The organism is Streptomyces albireticuli (assembly GCF_021228125.1).
GTDB lineage: Bacteria > Actinomycetota > Actinomycetes > Streptomycetales > Streptomycetaceae > Streptomyces > Streptomyces albireticuli.
Window position 1 is genome coordinate 134041 of sequence record NZ_JAJQQS010000006.1, and the last position, 18172, is coordinate 152212.

Consider the following 18172-nt stretch of genomic DNA (forward strand, 5'->3'; position numbering starts at 1 on the left):
GGAGACGCACGATGACAACAGCAGTCGAAACCCGGGACCCCCGGTCCCGGGTGGCTCCCGACGTCTGGGAGCGCGAAGTACGGCTGATCATGCGCGACCACGGGACGGATCGAGGACTCGCCGAGCGCACCTTCGGTCAGACGATCGCGTACCTCGTGACCTCCGTCGAGCGCCCCGACGTCCGCATGGGCCCGGCTCCGAGCGTCGATCTCGGCCTTCACTCGTTCGTGCTGGACACGATCAATTACACGGCCTTCTGCAACGCGGTCGCCGGACACTACATCCACCACGTCCCGCACCTCCCCCAGGAGAACGTGAGCCAGGCACCTTCGCTGAGGGAAACCGTCGAGACGATCAAGGCAGCCGGGTTCACCATCGACCACGAGCTCTGGAACGCCAGTGAAACTGACTGCTCGCAGTGCCACGCCGGGTGCACTGACAGCCCGGTCGGCGGGAAGTAACAGCGAGGTTTGTTAGACGGATGGCTCCCCCGGCTTGGGGGAGCCATCACGCGTGAAAGGAACGGCATGGAAGCAGTCACCACAGCGTGGGAACGCTACGCGGCCGGCCGAACGCCACGCAGGACCCACAACGCCGCTGGAGCCACCACGTGGTTGAACTGGACTCAGTACGCCGACCACGGCCCCGACGAGTCGGTGATAGGCAAGGTCCAGGGGCGTCGCGTACTGGAACTCGGGTGCGGTACCGGCTGCAACCTTGCTCACCTCTCGACGCTCGGCGCCGTGTGCGTCGGCATCGACATTGCTCCCACTCAATGCGAAAAGGCGGAAGCCCGGTGGGGCCACCTTCCCGGGCTCTCCTTCTGGACGGCAGAAGCAACGGAGTTCCTGGCCGCCCATCCCGACAGTTTCGACGTCGTTCTGTCCATCTTCGGGCCTGTCTGGTTCACCAACCCGATGACGCTCCTTCCGCTGGTGCGGCAGAGCCTCACCGCTGGCGGAGCGTTCGTGTTCTCGCACAAGCCACCGCAGCCTGACCCGCAGCCGGGGGAACCTCTCCGAGAAGCACGTGCAGTGTCGCGTTGGGACTATTCCCCCGGCGAGTGGACGGCCTTGTTGGCATCGGCCCGCTTCAAGAAGATCACGGCAGAGACCATCGATCCGCCGGATGGCAAGCACGAAGGGACGTTGGTCGTGCGGGCCGAGGCATAAGAGGAACGGGCCCACCCACCCGTCCGAGCAAACGAAGCAGCCCCGGCCTGACTGGCCGGGGCTGCTTCGATGGGTTAGAGCAAAGCGAGGAACGGATTTTCCTCCAGCCGTGCCGACCGCTTCACCGGCCTGGGCTCCAGGGCCTGTTGGGGAGTGGGGCGGTAGGCGTCCAAACGGACCACGGTCGCCGACTGCTGACTGTCGCTCTGGGTGGTGGCCGGCTGTCGGTCCGGGTGACGGGAATCGTCACCGCGGAGCGTGAAAACGGTGGCCGGTCGGCCGGTCTTCCCCGACCGATCGGCGGTGACGACGATTCCCGGCAGCGCCTTCACCTCGGCTGCCGTCGCCCCTACGAAGGGGAGGATCTGAGAGGACGTTGCCCGGCCGCCGTGCATCTCGATCCGGGCCCGGACCTTGTCGGCAAGGCTGAGCGGCTGACGCTTGCGACTGAGGGACACCATGTCCCTCACTCCCGTGATCCGGACCGCGTCCTGCACCGAGCGGCGGACGAGGGTGAACGCGGCGAACAGCATGCCGTCCGTGATGGTCTCGGAGCACTCGGAGGCTGCCAGGCAGGCCGCGACCCTGAGGGTCTGCTCTGCGGTCCGCTCGATGAACACAGCCTGTTCCCCGGGCAGGGTCTCGCCCAGGATCCGGGCGTACCGGCGGACGATCCGCCACAGCGGCCGGGCGTCCTCGGCGAGGGTGATCACCCGGGGGCGGGCCGTGGCCCAGGCGTAGGCGTTGGAGAGTTCCCCGCCGTCGATCTTCGGCAGGGTGATCCGGTCGTCGTCGAGCATGGGCACCGAGCCGAGGAGGAAGGGCAGGATGAACCATGCTGGCTGCTCACTGCTGGAGGTGAGCCGCTGGCTCGGACACAAGTCCATCCGCATTACCGCCGACACGTACGGGCACCTCGTACCGGAGTCCTGGGAACGCGCCCGGAAGGCCATGGAAGCCGCCATGCGGCCTCAGCTCACGGCCATCAAGGGCGGAAGCCCCGAGCGGGCCAGAAGAGATGGCACAGGCCGCCTGACGAGCCACTGACCCGCACATGAAGAAGACCCCCCAAGGGTTAGTTGGGGGGTCTTCGTGCTGACCAGGGTCATACGGTGCTGGTTCCGTGCTGACTCAGCACCGGTCAGCGCCGTGTTTCCGCAGGTCAGGTCACCAGTCTTAGACGTTGACGCCGAAGTCCTGCGCGATGCCGACCAGGCCCGAGGCGTAGCCCTGGCCCACGGCGCGGAACTTCCAGTCCGCGCCGTTGCGGTACAGCTCGCCGAAGACCATGGCGGTCTCGGTGGCGGCGTCCTCGCTGAGGTCGTAGCGGGCGATCTCGGCGCCGCCGGCCTGGTTGAGGATGCGGATGTAGGCGTTGCGGACCTGGCCGAAGTTCTGGCTGCGGGTCACGGCGTCGTAGATGGAGACCGGGAAGACGATCTTCTCGACGTCGGCCGGGAGAGCCGCCAGGTTGACGTTGATCTGCTCGTCGTCGCCCTCGCCGGCGCCCGTGACGTTGTCACCGGTGTGGACGATGGACTGGTCCGGCGTCGACTTGTTGTTGAAGAAGACGAAGTGGGCGTCGGAGTAGACCTTGCCCGTGGGGTTCACGGCGATCGCGCTCGCGTCGAGGTCGAAGTCCGTGCCCGTGGTGGTGCGGACGTCCCAGCCGAGGCCGACCGTGACGGCCGTCAGGCCCGGGGCCTCCTTGGTGAGGGAGACGTTGCCGCCCTTGGACAGGCTTACAGCCATGGGGATGGTCCCTTTCTGAGTGCGTCGCGGCCATGAGGCCACCGTCACCCTGACTAACGCCACAAGGGGGACCCAGGGTTCCACACTGCTTTACTTTCTTTGCCAATCCCTGATGTGCCGCGCCCGCGCACGGGGCGCAAAACGAGGTGACGCACCGCGTTCCGACGCGGGATCATGGGGACCATGTCCGGTCCCTACGTCATCCGCGGCTCGGTCTCCCTGCCGGAGGCCGAGCTCCAGTGGCGTTTCTCGCGCTCCTCCGGCCCCGGCGGCCAGCACGTCAACACCAGCGACAGCCAGGTCGAGCTCCGCTTCGACCTCGCGGCTACGAACGCCCTTCCCGACGTGTGGAAGGAGCGCGCGCTGGAGCGGCTCGCGAACCGGCTCGTCGGCGGGGTCGTGACCGTACGCGCGTCGGAGCACCGGTCCCAGTGGCGCAACCGCGAGACCGCGGCCGTCCGGCTGGCCTCGCTGCTCGCGGAGGCCACGGCGCCGCCGCCGCGGCCCCGCCGGGCGACGAAGATCCCCCGCGGGATCAACGAACGCCGGCTGCGGGAGAAGAAGCAGCGGGCCGATACGAAGCGGGGCAGGTCGGGGCGGGACTGGGGGTAGGGCGCGGGGTCCGCAGGGTTCGCGGGGTCTGCGGGTCCTGACTTCCGTCGGCTCCGTCTCGCGTCGGCTCCGTCTCGCGCCGGCTCCGTCTCGCGTCGGGCGCAGGCCGTTTCGAGCCGTTCCCGGACCCGTGCGGGCCCCTGCGGGCCCGAAGCCGACCCGGCTCGTCCGCGCCGAACCGTCAGCCCAGGCGGCGGTACTTCCCCCTGAAATACGTCAGCGGCCCGCCCTCCGTGCTCGGCGCCGTCGCCGTCAGCACCCGGCCGATCACCAGCGTGTGGTCCCCGGCGAGCACCCGCTGCTCCGTGCGGCACTCCAGCACCGCCAGCGCGCCCCGCACCAGCGGCGCGCCGACCGCCGCGCCCCGCTCGTACGGGATGTCCTCGAACAGCAGCCGGTCGCTGATGCGGCCCTTCATGGCGAAACGTCCGGCGATGTGCCGCTGGCTCTCGGAGAGCACCGAGACCGCCCACAGGGGCTGCCGTTCCAGGAGGTCGTCCATCCGGGAGTCGTTGCGAACGCTCACCATCACGAGCGGCGGCTCCAGCGACACGGACAGGAACGCGGTGGCCGTCATGCCGACGTCCTCGCCGCGGGGGCCGTGCTCCGGGTCGTGGGCGGTCACCAGCACCACACCCGCTGCGAGGCGGCCCAGGGCGGCACGGAAGTCATCGGCGCTCACCCCCTCAGCATGGGGTATGGCGGTCTCGTGGGGCGAAGTCGTCTGCAACACGCTGTGCACGCTAGCCGTCCGGCCAGGTCTGTCGCATCGGGCTTCAGGACCAGGCCGGTCCTAGGTCAAAGGGTGTCTAAAGGGTGCCGTAAGGGTGCTCGAAGAGTGACCGAAGCATGTCGTACGGCGTCCGAATCCGATCCGTCTCCCCGCTCGTTCGGCGCCCGTCGTGTGACCGCGCGCCCCCCGATGGCTCCGGAACGTCACGGGAGTCGTGGTCGGCAGGCATCCGAAAGGGCCCCGGACGGCGTCTGTACGGATGGTCGTTCAGGGAGGTTCTCGCGGATGGTCGCTCCGCTGACGGATTTGCGTTCACGAAGCATAAGAGCGCGCTCGAACGCCAGTAGTAGTACTTCATCACGCACTGTGACATGAGTCACAGAGGGCGGTAATTGTTGACCCTGTGTACCGAGTGGTCAGCTCGCTGTGATTCAGTGGCCGTGGTAAACGGACGACAAGAAGCTTTTGGAGTTGCTGTCGAGGTCTCGGGGGAGAGCGAAGATGGAGACCGAGTCGGAGCCGTATGTCCGCCTGGCCACCTTGCGGGGCCTGCATCAAGTGGTCGCCGATCTGAACACGGCGCGCAGCCTCGCGGACACCTTGCAGACCGTCGCGGACGGCATCATCACCGGGCTCGGCTACGAGCTCTCGGCCGTCAACCTCGTACGCCCGGACGGTGATCTGGTCGTGGCCGCCGTCGCCGGGAGCGCGGGCGCGGAGGCCCTGATGGCGGGCCGGGTCGGCTCGCGGGTGTCGTGGGAGCGGCGCCTGGCCATGGCCGACCAGTGGGGTTCGCTGCGCTTCATCCCGTACACCGAGGGCTGGGTCCTCGACAACGACGACGTGCCCCAGTGGCACACCGCCGGGCCCGCGCCGCGGTTCCCCGACGAATGGCACCCCATGGACCGCCTCTTCGCCCCGATGTACACGGCGGGCGCGGCCGGCGGCGAGCTCCTGGGCGTCATCTCGGTCGACCAGCCGCGCAACGGACGCCGCCCCGGCGCCTGGGGCCGGGAGGCGCTCCAGATGTACGCCTTCCAAGCGGCGATTGCGATCAGTAACGCTCGACTTCGCGCAAACATGCAGCGGGCACTGGTCCGTCTGGAGCGTGAGCAGCAGGCGCTGCGCGCAAGTGAGGAAAGCTTCCGCCAGGCCTTCGAGTACGCGCCGAGCGGCATGGCCATCGCCGAGATGGGCGGTGACCAGCACGGCAGGCTGCACCGCACCAACGACGCGCTGTGCCGGCTGCTGGGCCGGCCCGCGTCCCAGATGCGCCGCTACTCCTTCTCCGACCTCGTCCACCCGGAGGACGTCGGCACCCTGCTGCGCACCTCGGCCGAGGGCGGCCGGGCCGAGCTGCGGCTCGCGCGCCGGGACGGCACGTACGTCTGGGTGTCGCTGCGCAACTCGGTGGTCGCCGACGCCGCCGACGGGCCGCGCTACCTCCTGACCCACGTCGAGGACATCGAGGAGCGCAAGCGGCACGAGCTCCAGCTCGCCCACCGGGCCAGCCACGACTCGCTGACCGGCCTGCCCAACAGCGCGGAGCTGCGGGCCCGGCTCAGCAGCCGGCTGTGCGGCACGCCGCCCGGCGGCGAGCCCCCGGTGGCGGCGGTCGCGCCCTACGGCGGCCTGGACGGCCTCACCGAGGCCGAGGGCGGGCCCTTCGGGCAGTACGGGCAGCACGGCTTCGGCTCCGAGCCGGGGGCGGACTACCCGCCGGAGTACGCCAACGACTGCGCGCCGGACTGCGCGACCGGCGAGTTCGGCGCGGAGCACAGCGGGACGGCCTGCGGCGTGGGCACCTATCCCGGCCACGTCCACGCCGTCGCGCCGGACGAGGACGGCGAGGACGACGGGACGAAGGGGCTCGCGGTCCTCTTCTGCGACCTGGACGGCTTCAAGTCGATCAACGACCGGTTCGGGCACCACACGGGGGACGCGGTCCTCATCGAGGTCGCCCGGCGGCTCAGCAACGGCGTGCGCGACGGCGACACGGTCGCCCGGCTCGGCGGCGACGAGTTCGTGGTGCTGGCGGACGGCCTGGGCCAGGCCGACGCGGAGGACCTCGCGGTGCGGCTGCGCAACGCGATCGTCCCGCCGATAAGGGTCGACGGGCGGGCCGTGCGGGTCGGCGCGAGTTTCGGGATCGGCTGGGCAGGCTGTGGAATGTCCGCGGACGAGGTGCTGCACTCCGCCGACCAGCGGATGTACGTCGAAAAGCGGTCACGGGCCAAGGCGGGGCGGCGGGCGGGCTGAGGTCCGTACCAGGGCGTGGTATCGCCGTATCGGGGTAGGCTGCGCCGATGCGGCACCGCCGCCTACCGTGAATCGATCGTGAATTTTTGGCCATCCGGACCGTTTGAGCCTCCCGGGCCGCCCCGGCTCGGCAGCAGTGGTCCGTGACGCGTACGCACGTGGGCGTCGATGGGCATACCAGGTTGGGAGTGACAGGGGATGACGGCCGGTAATAACGGCGCGGGAACGCCGGAGAACGACGACCCGTTCGCGCACCTGTACCGCTCGGAAGGCGGCGACGGGAACAACGCCGACAGCGGCCCGGAAGAGCGCCGCCCCGGCGTCCCCCGCACCTCGTACCACCAGGTCCGCCCGGTCGGCTCCCGCCAGTACGGCCCGCAGCCCCCGCGCCAGCAGTCCCCGTCGCCGCACTACGCGGCCCCGGAGACGCTCCCGGGCGGCGCCCCCCGCCAGCCGATGCCCCCGGCCGCCCCGGGCGGCCACGTCGCGCGCCCGAAGCGGCGCGGGCTGCTGATCGCGGCGATCGCCGTCGTGGCGGTGGTCGCGGGCGGGATCGGCGTCGCGATGATGACCAACGGCAACAACGACAAGGGCAGCACGCAGGCGGGGGCCACGGGCGGCGGGGACGACAAGCCGGGCGAGGACGACGGCAAGAAGAACGACAAGCCGAAGGAGCCGGAGAAGAAGCAGACTCCGAGCAATCCTTCGGCGGTGGGCCTCCAGAAGCGGGACGCGGCCAGCCTGCGGCTGCTCGGCGGCGCCACCACCGCCACGGAGGTGGCGGGTGCCAAGTCCGAGGGCGGCGCCTACATCAAGGGCCTGGAAGCGTCCGGGGCGGGCGTCGAGTGGGAGGTCGCGGTCAAGAGCACCGGGGCGTACCGCCTGAACGTCACCTACGGCGTCCCCGGCAAGGACGGGGAGCTCTCGGTCGCCGTCAACGGCGAGACCAACAAGCTGCCCATACGCCTGGGCAACCACGGCGGGTCGAAGCCCGGCGAGTGGTCCACCAACTGGATGGGCAGCTGGACCCAGGTGGACCTCAAGGAAGGCAAGAACACCATCAAGGTCTTCTGCCAGACCGGCAACAAGTGCGAGGTGCACCTCGACCAGGTGTCGCTGACCCCCGGCGGAGCCTGACGGTCACCCGCCCGCCACCCGCAGGAACCCCTCCACCGCCCCCACCATCGCCTCCCGCGCAGGGACCAGATACCTGCGCGGGTCCGTCGTCGACGGGTGGGCCTCCAGGAAGGCGCGGACCGTGCCCGTGAAGGCCGTGTTCAGGGCCGTGCCTACGTTGATCTTGGTCATGCCCGCCGTCACCGCGCGGCGGAGCTCCTCGTCCGGGACGCCCGACGAGCCGTGCAGGACCAGGGGGACCGGGACGGCCTCGCGGAGGGCCGTGATCAGGGTGTGGTCGAGGGCGGCCGTGCGGGTGGTCATGGCGTGGGCGCTGCCGACCGCGACGGCCAGGGCGTCGACGCCCGTGTCGGCCACGTAGGCCGCCGCCTCCGCCGGGTCCGTGCGGACGCCCGGCGCGTGGGCGTCCAGCGGGGGCTCGCCCGCCTTGCCGCCGACGCGGCCCAGCTCCGCCTCCACCCAGATGCCGCGCGCGTGGCCCCAACGGACCGCCTCGGCCGTGGCCTTGACGTTCTCCCCGTAGCCGCGCTTCGACGCGTCGAACATGACCGAGCCGAAGCCGTGCGCGTGCGCCGCCCGCAGCAGGTCCGCCGACTCGACGTGGTCGAGGTGGAGCGCCAGCCGGGCCCGGGACGCGGCGGCCACGGCCGCCGTCGCGGCCGCGACGGGGCCCACGTCCCCGCCGTGGAACTTCACGGCGTTCTCCGAGATCTGAAGGATCGCCGGCGCGCCCGCGCGCTCCGCGCCGGCCGCGATCGCCTCCGCGTGCTCCAGGGTGATGACGTTGAAGGCGACGACCGCGCGCCCGGCCTCGCGGGCGGCGGTGACGAGCTCGGCGGTGCGTACCAGGGGCATGAGCGGCCTTCCGTGACGGGGACGGACCAAGGGCGGTTCATGGCTGCGGGCTGCGGGCTGCGGGCTGCGGGCTGCGGGCTGCGGGCTGCGGGCTGCGGGCTGCGGGCTGCGGGCTGCGGGCTGCGGGCTGCGGGCTGCGGGCTGCGGGCTGCGGTCGCGGGTCGCGTACCGCGTGACACCTCGTGCCGTCCCGGGACGTCTCGCCGCGTGTCCGGGGCGCGGCACGCCGTCACCTCACGCCGGGGCTACCTTCACCTGCGGCAGCAGCGCCTCGTACGCCGCCGCGTCGAACTCGCCGGCCGCCGGCGTACGTACCGTCGCCGCCGACAGGGCCACCGCGCGCGCGATCCGGTCCGGCCAGGGGAGGTTCTCCACCCAGCCCGACAGGAGGGCCGCGGAGGCGGAGTCGCCCGCGCCCGTCGGGTTGCCGGATATCCGGCGGGGCGGCGCCGCGCGCCACGCCCCGTCGGGGGTCACGGCCAGCATGCCCGCCGGGCCCAGCGTCGCCGCGACCGCGTGGGCGCCGCGCCGCCGGGTGTCCAGGGCCGCCCGCAGCGGCTCCGTGGAGCCCGTGAGCGCGGCCAGTTCCTCGGTGTTCGGCTTGACGACGTCCGGGCGCGCGGCCACCGCGCGGCGCAGCGGCTCGCCGCTCGTGTCCAGGAGCACGGGCACGCCCAGCGCCCGCGCCTTCCGCACCAGCAGGGCGTACGCGCCGACCGGCACCCCCGGCGGCAGGCTGCCGCACAGCGCCACGGCGCGGGCCTCCGGAAGAAGGCGGGCGTAGGTGTCGGCGAAGCCCGCCCACTCCTTGGGGGTGACGTCCGGGCCCGGCTCGTTCAGCTGGGTCGTGTCGCCCGTGGAGGCGTCCACGACGCCGACCGTACGGCGCGTACGCCCGCCGATAGGGACGAGCGCGTCGGTCAGCCGCCCCGCCGTACCCGCGACCCCGCCGATCGCCAGGCCCTCGCGCGGGGCGCTCTCGGCCAGCAGGCGGCGCACGGTGGTCCCCGTCGCGCCCCCGACGAACCCGGTGACGACCGTGTCGTGCCCCAGCGCCGCCAGCACCCGCGCCACGTTGAGCCCCTTGCCGCCCGCCCGCTCGGTGACCTCGGTGACGCGGTGCGAGCCGTGCGGCTCCAGACGTGGGACGTGATACGTCAGGTCGAGCGCGGTGTTGAGCGTGACCGTAAGGATCATCGGCGGCTCTCCCATGACCAGGCCGGCGTGACGGCGGTGTCGACGGCGGTGTTTCTCGGTGCCCTTGCGGGTGTGTCCGTGCGGGTGTGTCCGTACGGTGTCTGCGGTGTGCCGACTGCGTGTCGCCGTACGACGACCGCGCGAGCGATCATGCCAAAACAGCGGCGGCAGGCCCAGACCGTGGGCACCGCCGCCGCTGTTCGATGCCCCGTCAGAAGCGGGAGAAACTACCGCGCTTCGGGAGAGACCACCCATTCGCCCTTGCGCATCACACCCACCAGGTCGTACGACGCGTCGAGCACGACGAGGTCCGCGTCCTTGCCCGCTTCCAGCGAGCCGACCCGGTCGCCGACGCCCAGCAGCCGCGCCGGGGTCGCCGACAGGGCCCGTACCGCGTCCTCGACCGGCAGCCGGTCGACCGTCACCGCGCGCTTGAACGCCGTGTCGAGCGTCAGCGTCGAACCCGCGATCGAACCCGCCGTCGGGCCGTCGGCGATCCGCGCCACCCCGTCCTTGACCTCCACGCTCATGGGGCCGAGCGGATACATCCCGTCGCTCATCCCGGCCGCGCCCATCGCGTCCGTGATGAAGGCGACCCGGTCCGCGCCCGCGCGGGCGAACGCCAGCTCCAGGACCGCCGGGTGCAGATGCGTACCGTCGTTGATCAGCTCGACCGTCACCCGGTCGTCCTCCAGCAGCGCCGCGATCGGGCCCGGCGCGCGGTGCATCAGGGACGGCATCGCGTTGAAGAGGTGCGTCGCGACGGTCGCGCCCGCCTCGACCGCGTCGAGCGTGGCCTCGTACGTCGAGTCCGTGTGGCCGACGGCCGCGACGACGCCGAGGTCGGCGAGGAGGCGGACCGAGTCCAGGCCGCCGGGGAGCTCCGGCGCCAGCGTCATCATCCGGGCCGCGCCGCGTGCCGCCTCGACGAGCTTGCGCACGTCCGCCGGGTCCGGGTCCCGCAGGAGCTCCGGCTGGTGCGCGCCGCAGCGGTGCGGGGAGATGAACGGGCCCTCGAAGTGGATGCCCGCCAGGTCGCCCTGCTCGGTCAGCTCCGAGAGGACCGCCGCCTGCCGCGCCAGGTCGTCCAGGTCGCCGGTGACCGTCGACGCGACCATGGTCGTGGTGCCGTGCGCGCGGTGCGTGCGGATCGCGGTCAGGGCCTCCTCGGGGTCGCCCGCCGAGAAGGACGCGCCGCCGCCGCCGTGGACGTGCATGTCGACGAAGCCGGGGACGATCCAGTGGCCGGCGAGGTCGAGCGTGCGCTGTCCGTCGCGTGCGCCTTCCTGGGCCCCGCGCGCGCTTTCCCGCACCCCGCGTGCGCCTTCCTGGACCCCGCACCCGGCGACGCGGCCGCCCTCCACCGTGACGTGGCCCCCTTCCACGACACCGGTCGGCAGCACCACGCGGGCACCGGCGAGAACCGTTCGTTCGACCATCAGGCGGATACCTCCGTGGGAGTGGTGGGGTGGTGCGCGGCCAGCAGGTCCCAGGCGAGCAGACCCGCGCCCAGGCAGCCGGCGGTGTCCCCCAGCGCGGCGGGGACGATCAGGGGGAGTTTCTGGAATGTGACCCGCCGCTCGACGGCGGCGCGCAGGGGAGCGAACAACGTTTCCCCCGCTTCGGCCAGCCCACCACCGATGATCAGGGTCCTCGGATCGAGCAGGGTCAGCGCGGTGACCAGGCCGTCGGCGAGCGCGTCGACCGCCTCCTGCCAGACGGCCCGCGCCTTCGGGTCGCCCGACTCCACGGCCTTGGCGCAGTCCGCCGCGTCCGCCTCCGGGTCGCCGCTCGCCTCCGCCCAGGCGCGGGAGACCGCCGACGCGGACGCCAGCGTCTCCAGGCAGCCCCGGCCGCCGCAGCCGCACTCCGGGCCGCCCGGGCGTACGGAGATGTGGCCGATCTCGCCGGCGTACCCGTGGGCGCCCTTCTCGATGCGGCCGTCGATGCCTATCGCCCCGGCGATGCCCGTGCCCAGCGGTACGAACAGGAAGCGGTCGGCGCCCCGGCCCGCGCCCACCCGGCCCTCGGCGAGGCCGCCGGTGCGGACGTCGTGGCCGAGGGCGACGGGCGTCCCGTCGAGCCGCGCGCTCAGCAGGTCGCGCAGGGGGACGTCACGCCAGCCGAGGTTCGCCGCGTAGACCGCCGTGCCCGCCACGTCGTCGACGATGCCCGGCACGGCCACGCCGGCCGCCTCGGCGGGCCGGCCGTACCGCTCCCGGCCCAGCTCCCGCAGCTCGGCGGCGAAGTCCAGGATGCCGCCGACGACCGCCTCCGGGCCTCGCTCGCGGCGGGTGGGGCGGCGGGCTTCGTGGAGGATGCGGTGGTCGGGAGCGATGAGGGCGGCCTTGATGGCGGTGCCGCCTACGTCGAGGGCGAGGACGTGGTTCACGGGGACAGTGTCGCGTGCGGCGCCATGAAAGGTCTAGTCCACCTGGTGCTGTGCGTTGTCGGTGCCGCCGCGCGGGGCCTTGTCCCCTACCCGCCCCTTCCCGTAACCGGGGGCTCCGCCCCCGGGCCCCCTTTCCGCGCTCCGCGCGGTGGCCTCAAACGCCGGCCGGGCTGAATTCAAGATCACGCTCCGCGTCAGGTTCCTCGGCCGGTCCGGGTCCAGACCCCGCCCCTCCGCCACCGCGACAGCGAGCCGCTGCGCCCGGATCAGGTCCGCCATCGGATCCCGGCCCTCCGATGTGATCAGCGTGCCGCCCGTCGCCGTCACCTCCTCCGCCAGGCCCGCCGGGACCTCGCCGAAGATCCAGGTCACCCTGCCGGGGCCCGTGACCGACACCGGGCCGTGCCGGTACTCCATCGCCGGGTACGCCTCCGTCCAGGCGCCCGCCGCCTCGCGCATCTTCAGGGCCGCCTCCTGGGCCAGGCCGTACGTCCAGCCCGTGCCCAGGAACGTCCACTGCTCGGCCGCCAGGGCGGCGGGCGGGAGGGGGGAGACGGTCGTCGACTCGGCGTCCTTCGCCGCCTCCGCCACCGGCCGGGTGGCGGTCCAGCGGCCGTGGCGCTCCAGGCCCGCCCGCAGGAACGCCAGGGCGCTCGTCGCGAAGCGCGTCTGCACCACGGACTCCTCGTCCGCGAAGTCGAGGACCACGGCCTCGTCCGCGGCCGGTACGACCGGCGCCCCGGGAGTGGCGGTCACGGCGAGGACCTCCCACCGCTCGCGCACCTCGCCGATCAGGTCGAGCACCTCGGTCGTCGTCCCGGACCGGGTGATCGCCACGACCCTGTCGTACGTCCGCGACACCGGGAACTCCGACGCCGCGAACGCGTCCGTCTCGCCCTGACCCGCCGCCTCGCGCAGCGCCGCGTACGCCTGCGCCATGAACCACGACGTGCCGCACCCGGTCACGGCCACCCGCTCCCCGGGCCGTGGCAGACCCGGCGCGGCGGCGGCCGCCGCCGCGGCCCGGAGCCAGTGGGAGGGCTGGGTGAGGATCTCGGCCGAGGTGCGGCCGGAGGACGTGGCGGAAGCGGGAATGTCGGACATGTGCCGGTGCTCCTTACCAGGTGCGGAACGCGTCAGACCGTGGATAGCAGCCCGCCGCCACAGGGGGGAAGAGCGATACCGAAGCGAAACCGGAGTCGGCTAGACCGTAAGGTGGCGCGCGGGAGAGACTCACGCTCTCCAGCGACGGACGAACCACGAAGGCGGGAAGCGGTAGTGCAGCGGCGGCGGTTCTTGGGTCTGACGGCGGCGGGCGCCGCCACGGCGGCGTTGGCGCCCGCTCTGACGGCGTGCGGCAGCGAAGCGTCGGGCGCCACGACGCTGAAGCTGGTCGCGGCCGACTACGGCGACAAGCCGGGCAACAGCTCGAAGAAGTACTGGGACGCCCTCGCGCGCGAGTTCCACGAGAAGAACAGCAAGATCAAGGTCGACGTCGAGGTCTACAGCTGGAACGAGGTCGACAAGAAGGTCGCCGAGATGGTCGCGGCCGGCAAGGCCCCCGACCTCGCGCAGATCGGCGCCTACGCCGACTTCGCCGCCGCCGGCAAGCTCTACTCCGCCGAGCAGCTCCTCACCGTACCCACCCAGGCCGACCTCATCGCCTCGATCGCCAAGGCCGGCGAGGTGAACCGGGTGCAGTACGGTCTGCCCTTCGTCGGCTCCACCCGTCTGCTCTTCTGCAACAAGACCCTCTTCGCCCAGGCCGGCATAGCCAAGCCGCCGGAGAGCTGGGACGAGCTCAAGGCGGCGGCCACGAAGCTCCAGAGCGTCAAGGGCGTCAAGATGCCCTTCGGTCTGCCGCTCGGCCCCGAGGAGGCGCCCGCCGAGACGATGCTGTGGATGCTCAGCGGTGGCGGCGGTTACACCGACCACAACGGTTCGTACACCATCGATTCATCGGATAACGTCCGCACCTTCGAATGGCTGCGCGACGAGTTCGTCGGCAAGGGCCTCACCGGCTCCGGCGACCCCGCCCGCACCAACCGCCAGGACGTCTTCGACGCGTTCTGCCGGGGCGAGGTCGGCATGCTCCACGGCCACCCCACGCTGATGCAGCAGGCCACCGCCAAGGGCGTCAAGTACATGACGGCGCCGCTGCCGGGCGTCAAGGGCAAGGCGAAGTCCACCATGGGCGTCGCCGACTGGATGATGGCCTTCAAGCAGAACGGCAACCGCGAACAGATCGGCCTGTTCCTCGACTTCGTCTACAGCACCAAGAACGTCCTGGACTTCACCGGCCAGTACGATCTGCTGCCCGTGACGTCGAGCGCCTCCGCCCAGATGCTCGGCGACGCCAAGCACAAGGACCTGCGCCAGTTCCTGGAGCAGCTGGAGAACGCCACGTTCTACCCCGCGGACAAGACCTCCTGGGCCAAGGTCAGCAAGGACCTCAAGGAGAAGATCGGTTCCGTGGTCAAGAAGGGCGGCGACCCGGCCAGCGTGCTCAGCGAGATCAAGCGCGACGCCGACTCCCAGGAGATCGCGGCCCGCTAGGCTGACGAACGTGAGCGCGTACGAAGAGTCCGGCCTCTCCGAGCGGGACCGCGCCGTCCTCGCCCTGGAGCGCCGGACATGGCCCGGACCCGGGGCGAAGGAACGGGCCGTCCGCGAGCGGCTCGGCATCACCCCGACCCGCTACTACCAGCTTCTCAACGCTCTGCTCGACGACCCACGCGCCCTCGCTCACGATCCTGTCACCGTCAACCGGCTGCGGCGGGTGCGCGACGCCCGCCGCGAGCGAAGGTGAATTTCAGCCTGTCCGGCGTTTGAGGACACCGCGCGGCAGCTCGGAAAGGGGGCCCGGGGACCTCCCCGGTCGCGTGGAAGGGCGGGGCGGGGAAGGCTCCGCGCAGCGGCACCCACCGCATCCCCGTCCCCGCCGACACCCGGGCCCGGGGATCCGGGCGTCCGCCCCCGCCCCCGCGCCCCCGCCCGGTACTGTCACCCCCATGGGCAGTCACCCGCTCCCCACCCCCGTCACCCCCGCAGGCCGTGACGGGCTCGCCGCCCTGCTGGCGTGCCCGGACCGCGCGGTCGTCGCCCTCGACTTCGACGGCACCCTCGCCGAGATCGTGCCCGACCCCGAGCGGGCCCGCGCCCACCCCGGTGCCGTGCCCGCGCTCGCCCGGCTCGCGCCACGCCTCCGCTCCGTCGCCGTGATCACCGGCCGGCCCGCCGGGGTCGCCGTGCGGTACGGCGGCCTCGCCGGAGTGCCGGAGCTCGCGCACCTCGTCGTCCTCGGGCACTACGGCGCCGAGCGCTGGGACGCCGCGACCGGCACCGTCAGCGCGCCCGCCCCGCACCCCGGCGTCGCGGCCGTCCAGGCGGAGCTCCCCGGTGTCCTGGACGCTTCCGGGGCCTGGCGGGGCACCTGGGTCGAGGACAAGGGCCGCGCCATCGCCGTCCACACCCGCCGCGCCGCCGACCCGCAGGCCGCCTTCGACGCCCTGCGCGGCCCCCTTTCCGAGCTCGCCGCCCGGCACGGCCTGATCGTCGAGCCCGGGCGGCTCGTCCTGGAGCTGCGCCCGCCCGGTGTCGACAAGGGCGCCGCACTCGCCTCCTACGTCCGCGAGACCGGCGCCGCCGCCGTCCTCTACGCCGGGGACGACCTCGGCGACCTCGCCGCCTTCGCCGCCGTCGAGAAGCTGCGCTCCGAGGGGCTGCCCGGCGTGCTGGTGTGCAGTGGCAGCGCGGAGGTCGCCGAGCTGGCCGAGCGCGCCGATCTCGTCGTCGACGGGCCGGGCGGGGTGGTGGCGCTGCTGGACGCCCTCGCGGAGCGGGCCGGCGGCCCGCCGGGCTGAGGACCGGCCGATCAGCCGGACCAGGCGGATCAGCCGGATCAGGCGGATCAGGCGGATCAGGCGGATCAGGCGGATCAGGCGGATCAGGCGGATCAGGCGGATCAGCCGGATCAGGCGGACCAGGCGGACCAGGCGGACCAGGCGGACCAGGCGGAGAGGGTCAGTCGGATCAGGTCCCGGGGGTCCTCGGCGGCGATCAGTCGGAGTCGTCCTCCGGGGCGTCCCCCCGGTCGGCCTCCGCGCCGGCCCGGGGCTCCCGCTCCGGCCGCCTCCGCCAGTGCTCCAGCGTCGGGTCCAGCTCGGAGTCGTAGACCCCGCTGCCCCGGCAGTGTCTGCACTGGCCCGCCCGCACCGCCGACTCCCCGCCCCCGCCGAACGGATCGGGACCGGGGACGTGGAGCAGCGAACGCTGCACGAAGCCGGAGCCCGTGCACCACTGGCACGTCATGCACAGTTCGTCGGTGGGCTCGGGACCGGGATTGTCCTTGGGCTGCACCCGCCCAGCCTAGCCCCGGGGCCTAGCCGCCGAGGGCCCGTAGCTGATCGACGAACCAGCGCGCCGGCGGCAGCGCCGTCGCCGCCGCGGCCAGCCGCTTCGTGCGCTCCGCGCGCTCGGCCGGATCCATGAGCAGCGCCTCGTGCAGCGCGCGGGCGGTGGCCTCCACGTCGTACGGGTTGACCACGAGGGCGTCCTCGGCCAGCTCCGCCGCCGCGCCCGCCTCCCGGGAGAGGACCAGCGCGCAGCCGTGGTCGGAGACCACCGGGACCTCCTTGGCGACGAGGTTCATCCCGTCGCGGACGGGGTTCACCAGTGCCACGTCGGCCAGCCGGTACGCCGCCAGGGAGCGCGCGAAGTCGTCCTTCACATGCAGGACCACCGGCTCCCACCCCTCCGTGCCGAACGCGGAGTTGATCTCCCGGGCGACGCGCTCCACCGTGGCCGTGTAGTCGCGGTAGACCGCCAGGTCCTGCCGCGAGGGGTACGCGAAGGCGACGTGCACCACCTTGCCGCGCCACCGCGGGCGGTCCTCCAGCAGGCGGCGGTAGGCGAGCAGACCGCGCACGATGTTCTTGGACAGCTCGGTGCGGTCCACCCGCACGATCGCTCTGCGGCCCGGCCCGATCTGGGCCCGCAGCGCCGCCATCCGCTCCGCGACGTCCGGCTCGTGCGCGCGACGCCGCAGGAAGTCCGCGTCCGCGCCGAGCCCGTGCACCCCCAGCAGGGTCGTGCGCTCCTCGAAGCGGACCGCCGTGGCCCGCCCGTCCCCGTCGCGGAGCACCTCGGCGCCCAGCTCCTCCGCGCAGCACGCGGCGAACGCCTCGGCCCAGCGGTGGGTGAGGAAGGCCGCGCGGTCACCGCCCAGGATGCCGCGCAGCACCTGCCCGGCCACGTCGTCCGGCAGCATCCGGAAGTAGTCCGGCGGGGCCCACGGGGTGTGCGAGAAATGGCCGATGCGCAGGTCGGGGCGGCGCTCGCGGAGCAGGCCCGGCACCAGGGTCAGGTGGTAGTCCTGGACGAGCACGGCCGCGCCGGGCGCCGCCTCCTCGGCCAGGGCGTCGGCGAACGCCGTGTTGTACGCCTCGTACGCCGCCCACTGCGTGCGGAAGTCCGCGTCGAAAGTGGGCTCCAGGGGTGTCTGGTAGAGCAGGTGGTGCACGAACCACAGCACGGAGTTGGCGATGCCGTTGTAGGCGGCGGCGAAGGTGTCGGCCGGGATGTCCAGCATCCGCACCCGGTGGCCGCCGGTGTCCGCCGGGTCGAGCCGCCGGCCGGCCGCCCGGGCCGCCTCGCGGTCGCCCTCGCCCAGGGCCGCGCACACCCAGACCGCGCCCGCGTCCGTCCCTATGGCGCCGAGCCCGGAGACCAGGCCGCCGCCGCCGCGTCCGGCGACCAGGGTGCCGTCGTCCTGGCGGCGGTACGAGACCGGGCCGCGGTTGGAGGCGACGACGATCGGTGCGGGATGCACGGGCTGAGCGACCATGACGCGAGCTTTGCCGCGATGCGGAGCGTTCAAACGTTTGTCCCCGGCCACCGGGGCGGTAGCCGGGGCTCCGTCCCGGGCCGCGGGTGGCGTGTGCCGCTGCGCGGGGCCTTGTCCCCTACCCGCCCCTTCCCGTATCCGGGGGCTTCGCCCCCGGGCCCCCTTTTCCGCGCTTCGCGCGGTGTCCTCAAACGCCGGACGGGCTGAAATTCAGCCCC

General features: G+C 72.6%; 18 protein-coding genes. 8 read left to right on the top strand and 10 right to left on the bottom strand.

Going from position 1 to position 18172, the window contains the following annotated elements:
- Positions 1 to 11 precede the first annotated feature (11 nt).
- Together LUZ64_RS13575 and LUZ64_RS13580 are read left to right on the top strand one after the other, a co-directional pair.
- Positions 12 to 461, top strand: a complete 450-nt coding sequence (locus LUZ64_RS13575) for a glycine-rich domain-containing protein (protein ID WP_095583512.1) — start codon at positions 12 to 14, stop codon at positions 459 to 461.
- Between the two features lie 66 nt (positions 462 to 527).
- Entirely contained in the window at positions 528 to 1172 is a 645-nt protein-coding gene (locus LUZ64_RS13580) for a class I SAM-dependent methyltransferase (protein ID WP_095583511.1), read from the top strand.
- A gap of 74 nt (positions 1173 to 1246) precedes the next feature.
- Here LUZ64_RS13580 and LUZ64_RS13585 read toward each other — a convergent pair whose 3' ends face one another.
- Both LUZ64_RS13585 and LUZ64_RS13590 read right to left on the bottom strand, forming a co-directional pair.
- Positions 1247 to 2059: a hypothetical protein gene (locus LUZ64_RS13585; RefSeq protein ID WP_232390468.1), complete on the bottom strand. Its 813-nt coding sequence runs from the start codon at positions 2057 to 2059 to the stop codon at positions 1247 to 1249.
- 289 nt (positions 2060 to 2348) lie between these two features.
- Positions 2349 to 2924, bottom strand: a complete 576-nt coding sequence (locus LUZ64_RS13590) for a TerD family protein (protein ID WP_087926791.1) — start codon at positions 2922 to 2924, stop codon at positions 2349 to 2351.
- A gap of 174 nt (positions 2925 to 3098) precedes the next feature.
- On the opposite strand from LUZ64_RS13590, the gene arfB reads away from it, so the two are divergent.
- A complete protein-coding gene (gene arfB / locus LUZ64_RS13595; RefSeq protein WP_095583510.1) occupies positions 3099 to 3536 on the top strand; it encodes an alternative ribosome rescue aminoacyl-tRNA hydrolase ArfB in 438 nt (145 codons plus the stop codon).
- 181 nt (positions 3537 to 3717) lie between these two features.
- Here the strand turns inward: arfB and LUZ64_RS13600 are convergent, their stop codons facing one another.
- On the bottom strand, positions 3718 to 4269 hold the full coding sequence (locus tag LUZ64_RS13600; protein ID WP_095583513.1) for a flavin reductase family protein: 552 nt from the start codon (positions 4267 to 4269) through the stop codon (positions 3718 to 3720).
- Between the two features lie 501 nt (positions 4270 to 4770).
- Here LUZ64_RS13600 and cdgB point away from each other — a divergent pair.
- Positions 4771 to 6528 (top strand): diguanylate cyclase CdgB, encoded by a 1758-nt coding sequence (gene cdgB, locus LUZ64_RS13605; protein ID WP_095583509.1) that lies wholly within the window; start codon positions 4771 to 4773, stop codon positions 6526 to 6528.
- A 198-nt stretch (positions 6529 to 6726) separates the two neighbouring features.
- A complete protein-coding gene (locus tag LUZ64_RS13610) occupies positions 6727 to 7665 on the top strand; it encodes a CBM35 domain-containing protein (protein ID WP_095583508.1) in 939 nt (312 codons plus the stop codon).
- A gap of 3 nt (positions 7666 to 7668) precedes the next feature.
- Here LUZ64_RS13610 and LUZ64_RS13615 read toward each other — a convergent pair whose 3' ends face one another.
- The 5 genes from LUZ64_RS13615 to LUZ64_RS13635 form a co-directional block, all read right to left on the bottom strand.
- On the bottom strand, positions 7669 to 8520 hold the full coding sequence (locus tag LUZ64_RS13615; RefSeq protein WP_232390467.1) for a class II fructose-bisphosphate aldolase: 852 nt from the start codon (positions 8518 to 8520) through the stop codon (positions 7669 to 7671).
- Between the two features lie 234 nt (positions 8521 to 8754).
- On the bottom strand, positions 8755 to 9717 hold the full coding sequence (locus LUZ64_RS13620) for a 1-phosphofructokinase family hexose kinase (protein WP_095581445.1): 963 nt from the start codon (positions 9715 to 9717) through the stop codon (positions 8755 to 8757).
- Positions 9718 to 9944: 227 nt separating this feature from the next.
- On the bottom strand, positions 9945 to 11156 hold the full coding sequence (gene nagA, locus LUZ64_RS13625; protein ID WP_095581446.1) for an N-acetylglucosamine-6-phosphate deacetylase: 1212 nt from the start codon (positions 11154 to 11156) through the stop codon (positions 9945 to 9947).
- Complete coding sequence (locus tag LUZ64_RS13630) at positions 11156 to 12109, bottom strand: ROK family protein (RefSeq protein WP_095581447.1); 954 nt, start codon at positions 12107 to 12109, stop codon at positions 11156 to 11158. The genes nagA and LUZ64_RS13630 overlap by 1 nt, the downstream gene beginning before the upstream one ends.
- 33 nt (positions 12110 to 12142) lie before the next feature.
- On the bottom strand, positions 12143 to 13213 hold the full coding sequence (locus LUZ64_RS13635) for an SIS domain-containing protein (protein ID WP_232390466.1): 1071 nt from the start codon (positions 13211 to 13213) through the stop codon (positions 12143 to 12145).
- A gap of 174 nt (positions 13214 to 13387) precedes the next feature.
- On the opposite strand from LUZ64_RS13635, the gene LUZ64_RS13640 reads away from it, so the two are divergent.
- The 3 genes from LUZ64_RS13640 (at position 13388) to otsB (ending at position 15972) form a co-directional block, all read left to right on the top strand.
- Positions 13388 to 14665, top strand: coding sequence for an ABC transporter substrate-binding protein (locus LUZ64_RS13640; protein WP_095581448.1), 1278 nt, complete (start codon positions 13388 to 13390; stop codon positions 14663 to 14665).
- Between the two features lie 10 nt (positions 14666 to 14675).
- The gene (locus LUZ64_RS13645) at positions 14676 to 14918 is read left to right on the top strand and encodes a DUF3263 domain-containing protein (protein ID WP_232390465.1); all 243 of its coding nucleotides are present in this window, start codon (positions 14676 to 14678) and stop codon (positions 14916 to 14918) included.
- A 202-nt stretch (positions 14919 to 15120) separates the two neighbouring features.
- Entirely contained in the window at positions 15121 to 15972 is an 852-nt protein-coding gene (gene otsB / locus LUZ64_RS13650) for a trehalose-phosphatase (RefSeq protein ID WP_095583367.1), read from the top strand.
- Positions 15973 to 16168: 196 nt separating this feature from the next.
- Here otsB and LUZ64_RS13655 read toward each other — a convergent pair whose 3' ends face one another.
- On the bottom strand, positions 16169 to 16468 hold the full coding sequence (locus LUZ64_RS13655; RefSeq protein WP_143593378.1) for a hypothetical protein: 300 nt from the start codon (positions 16466 to 16468) through the stop codon (positions 16169 to 16171).
- A 22-nt stretch (positions 16469 to 16490) separates the two neighbouring features.
- Positions 16491 to 17954 (bottom strand): alpha,alpha-trehalose-phosphate synthase (UDP-forming), encoded by a 1464-nt coding sequence (locus tag LUZ64_RS13660; protein WP_095583369.1) that lies wholly within the window; start codon positions 17952 to 17954, stop codon positions 16491 to 16493.
- Positions 17955 to 18172: the final 218 nt, after the last annotated feature.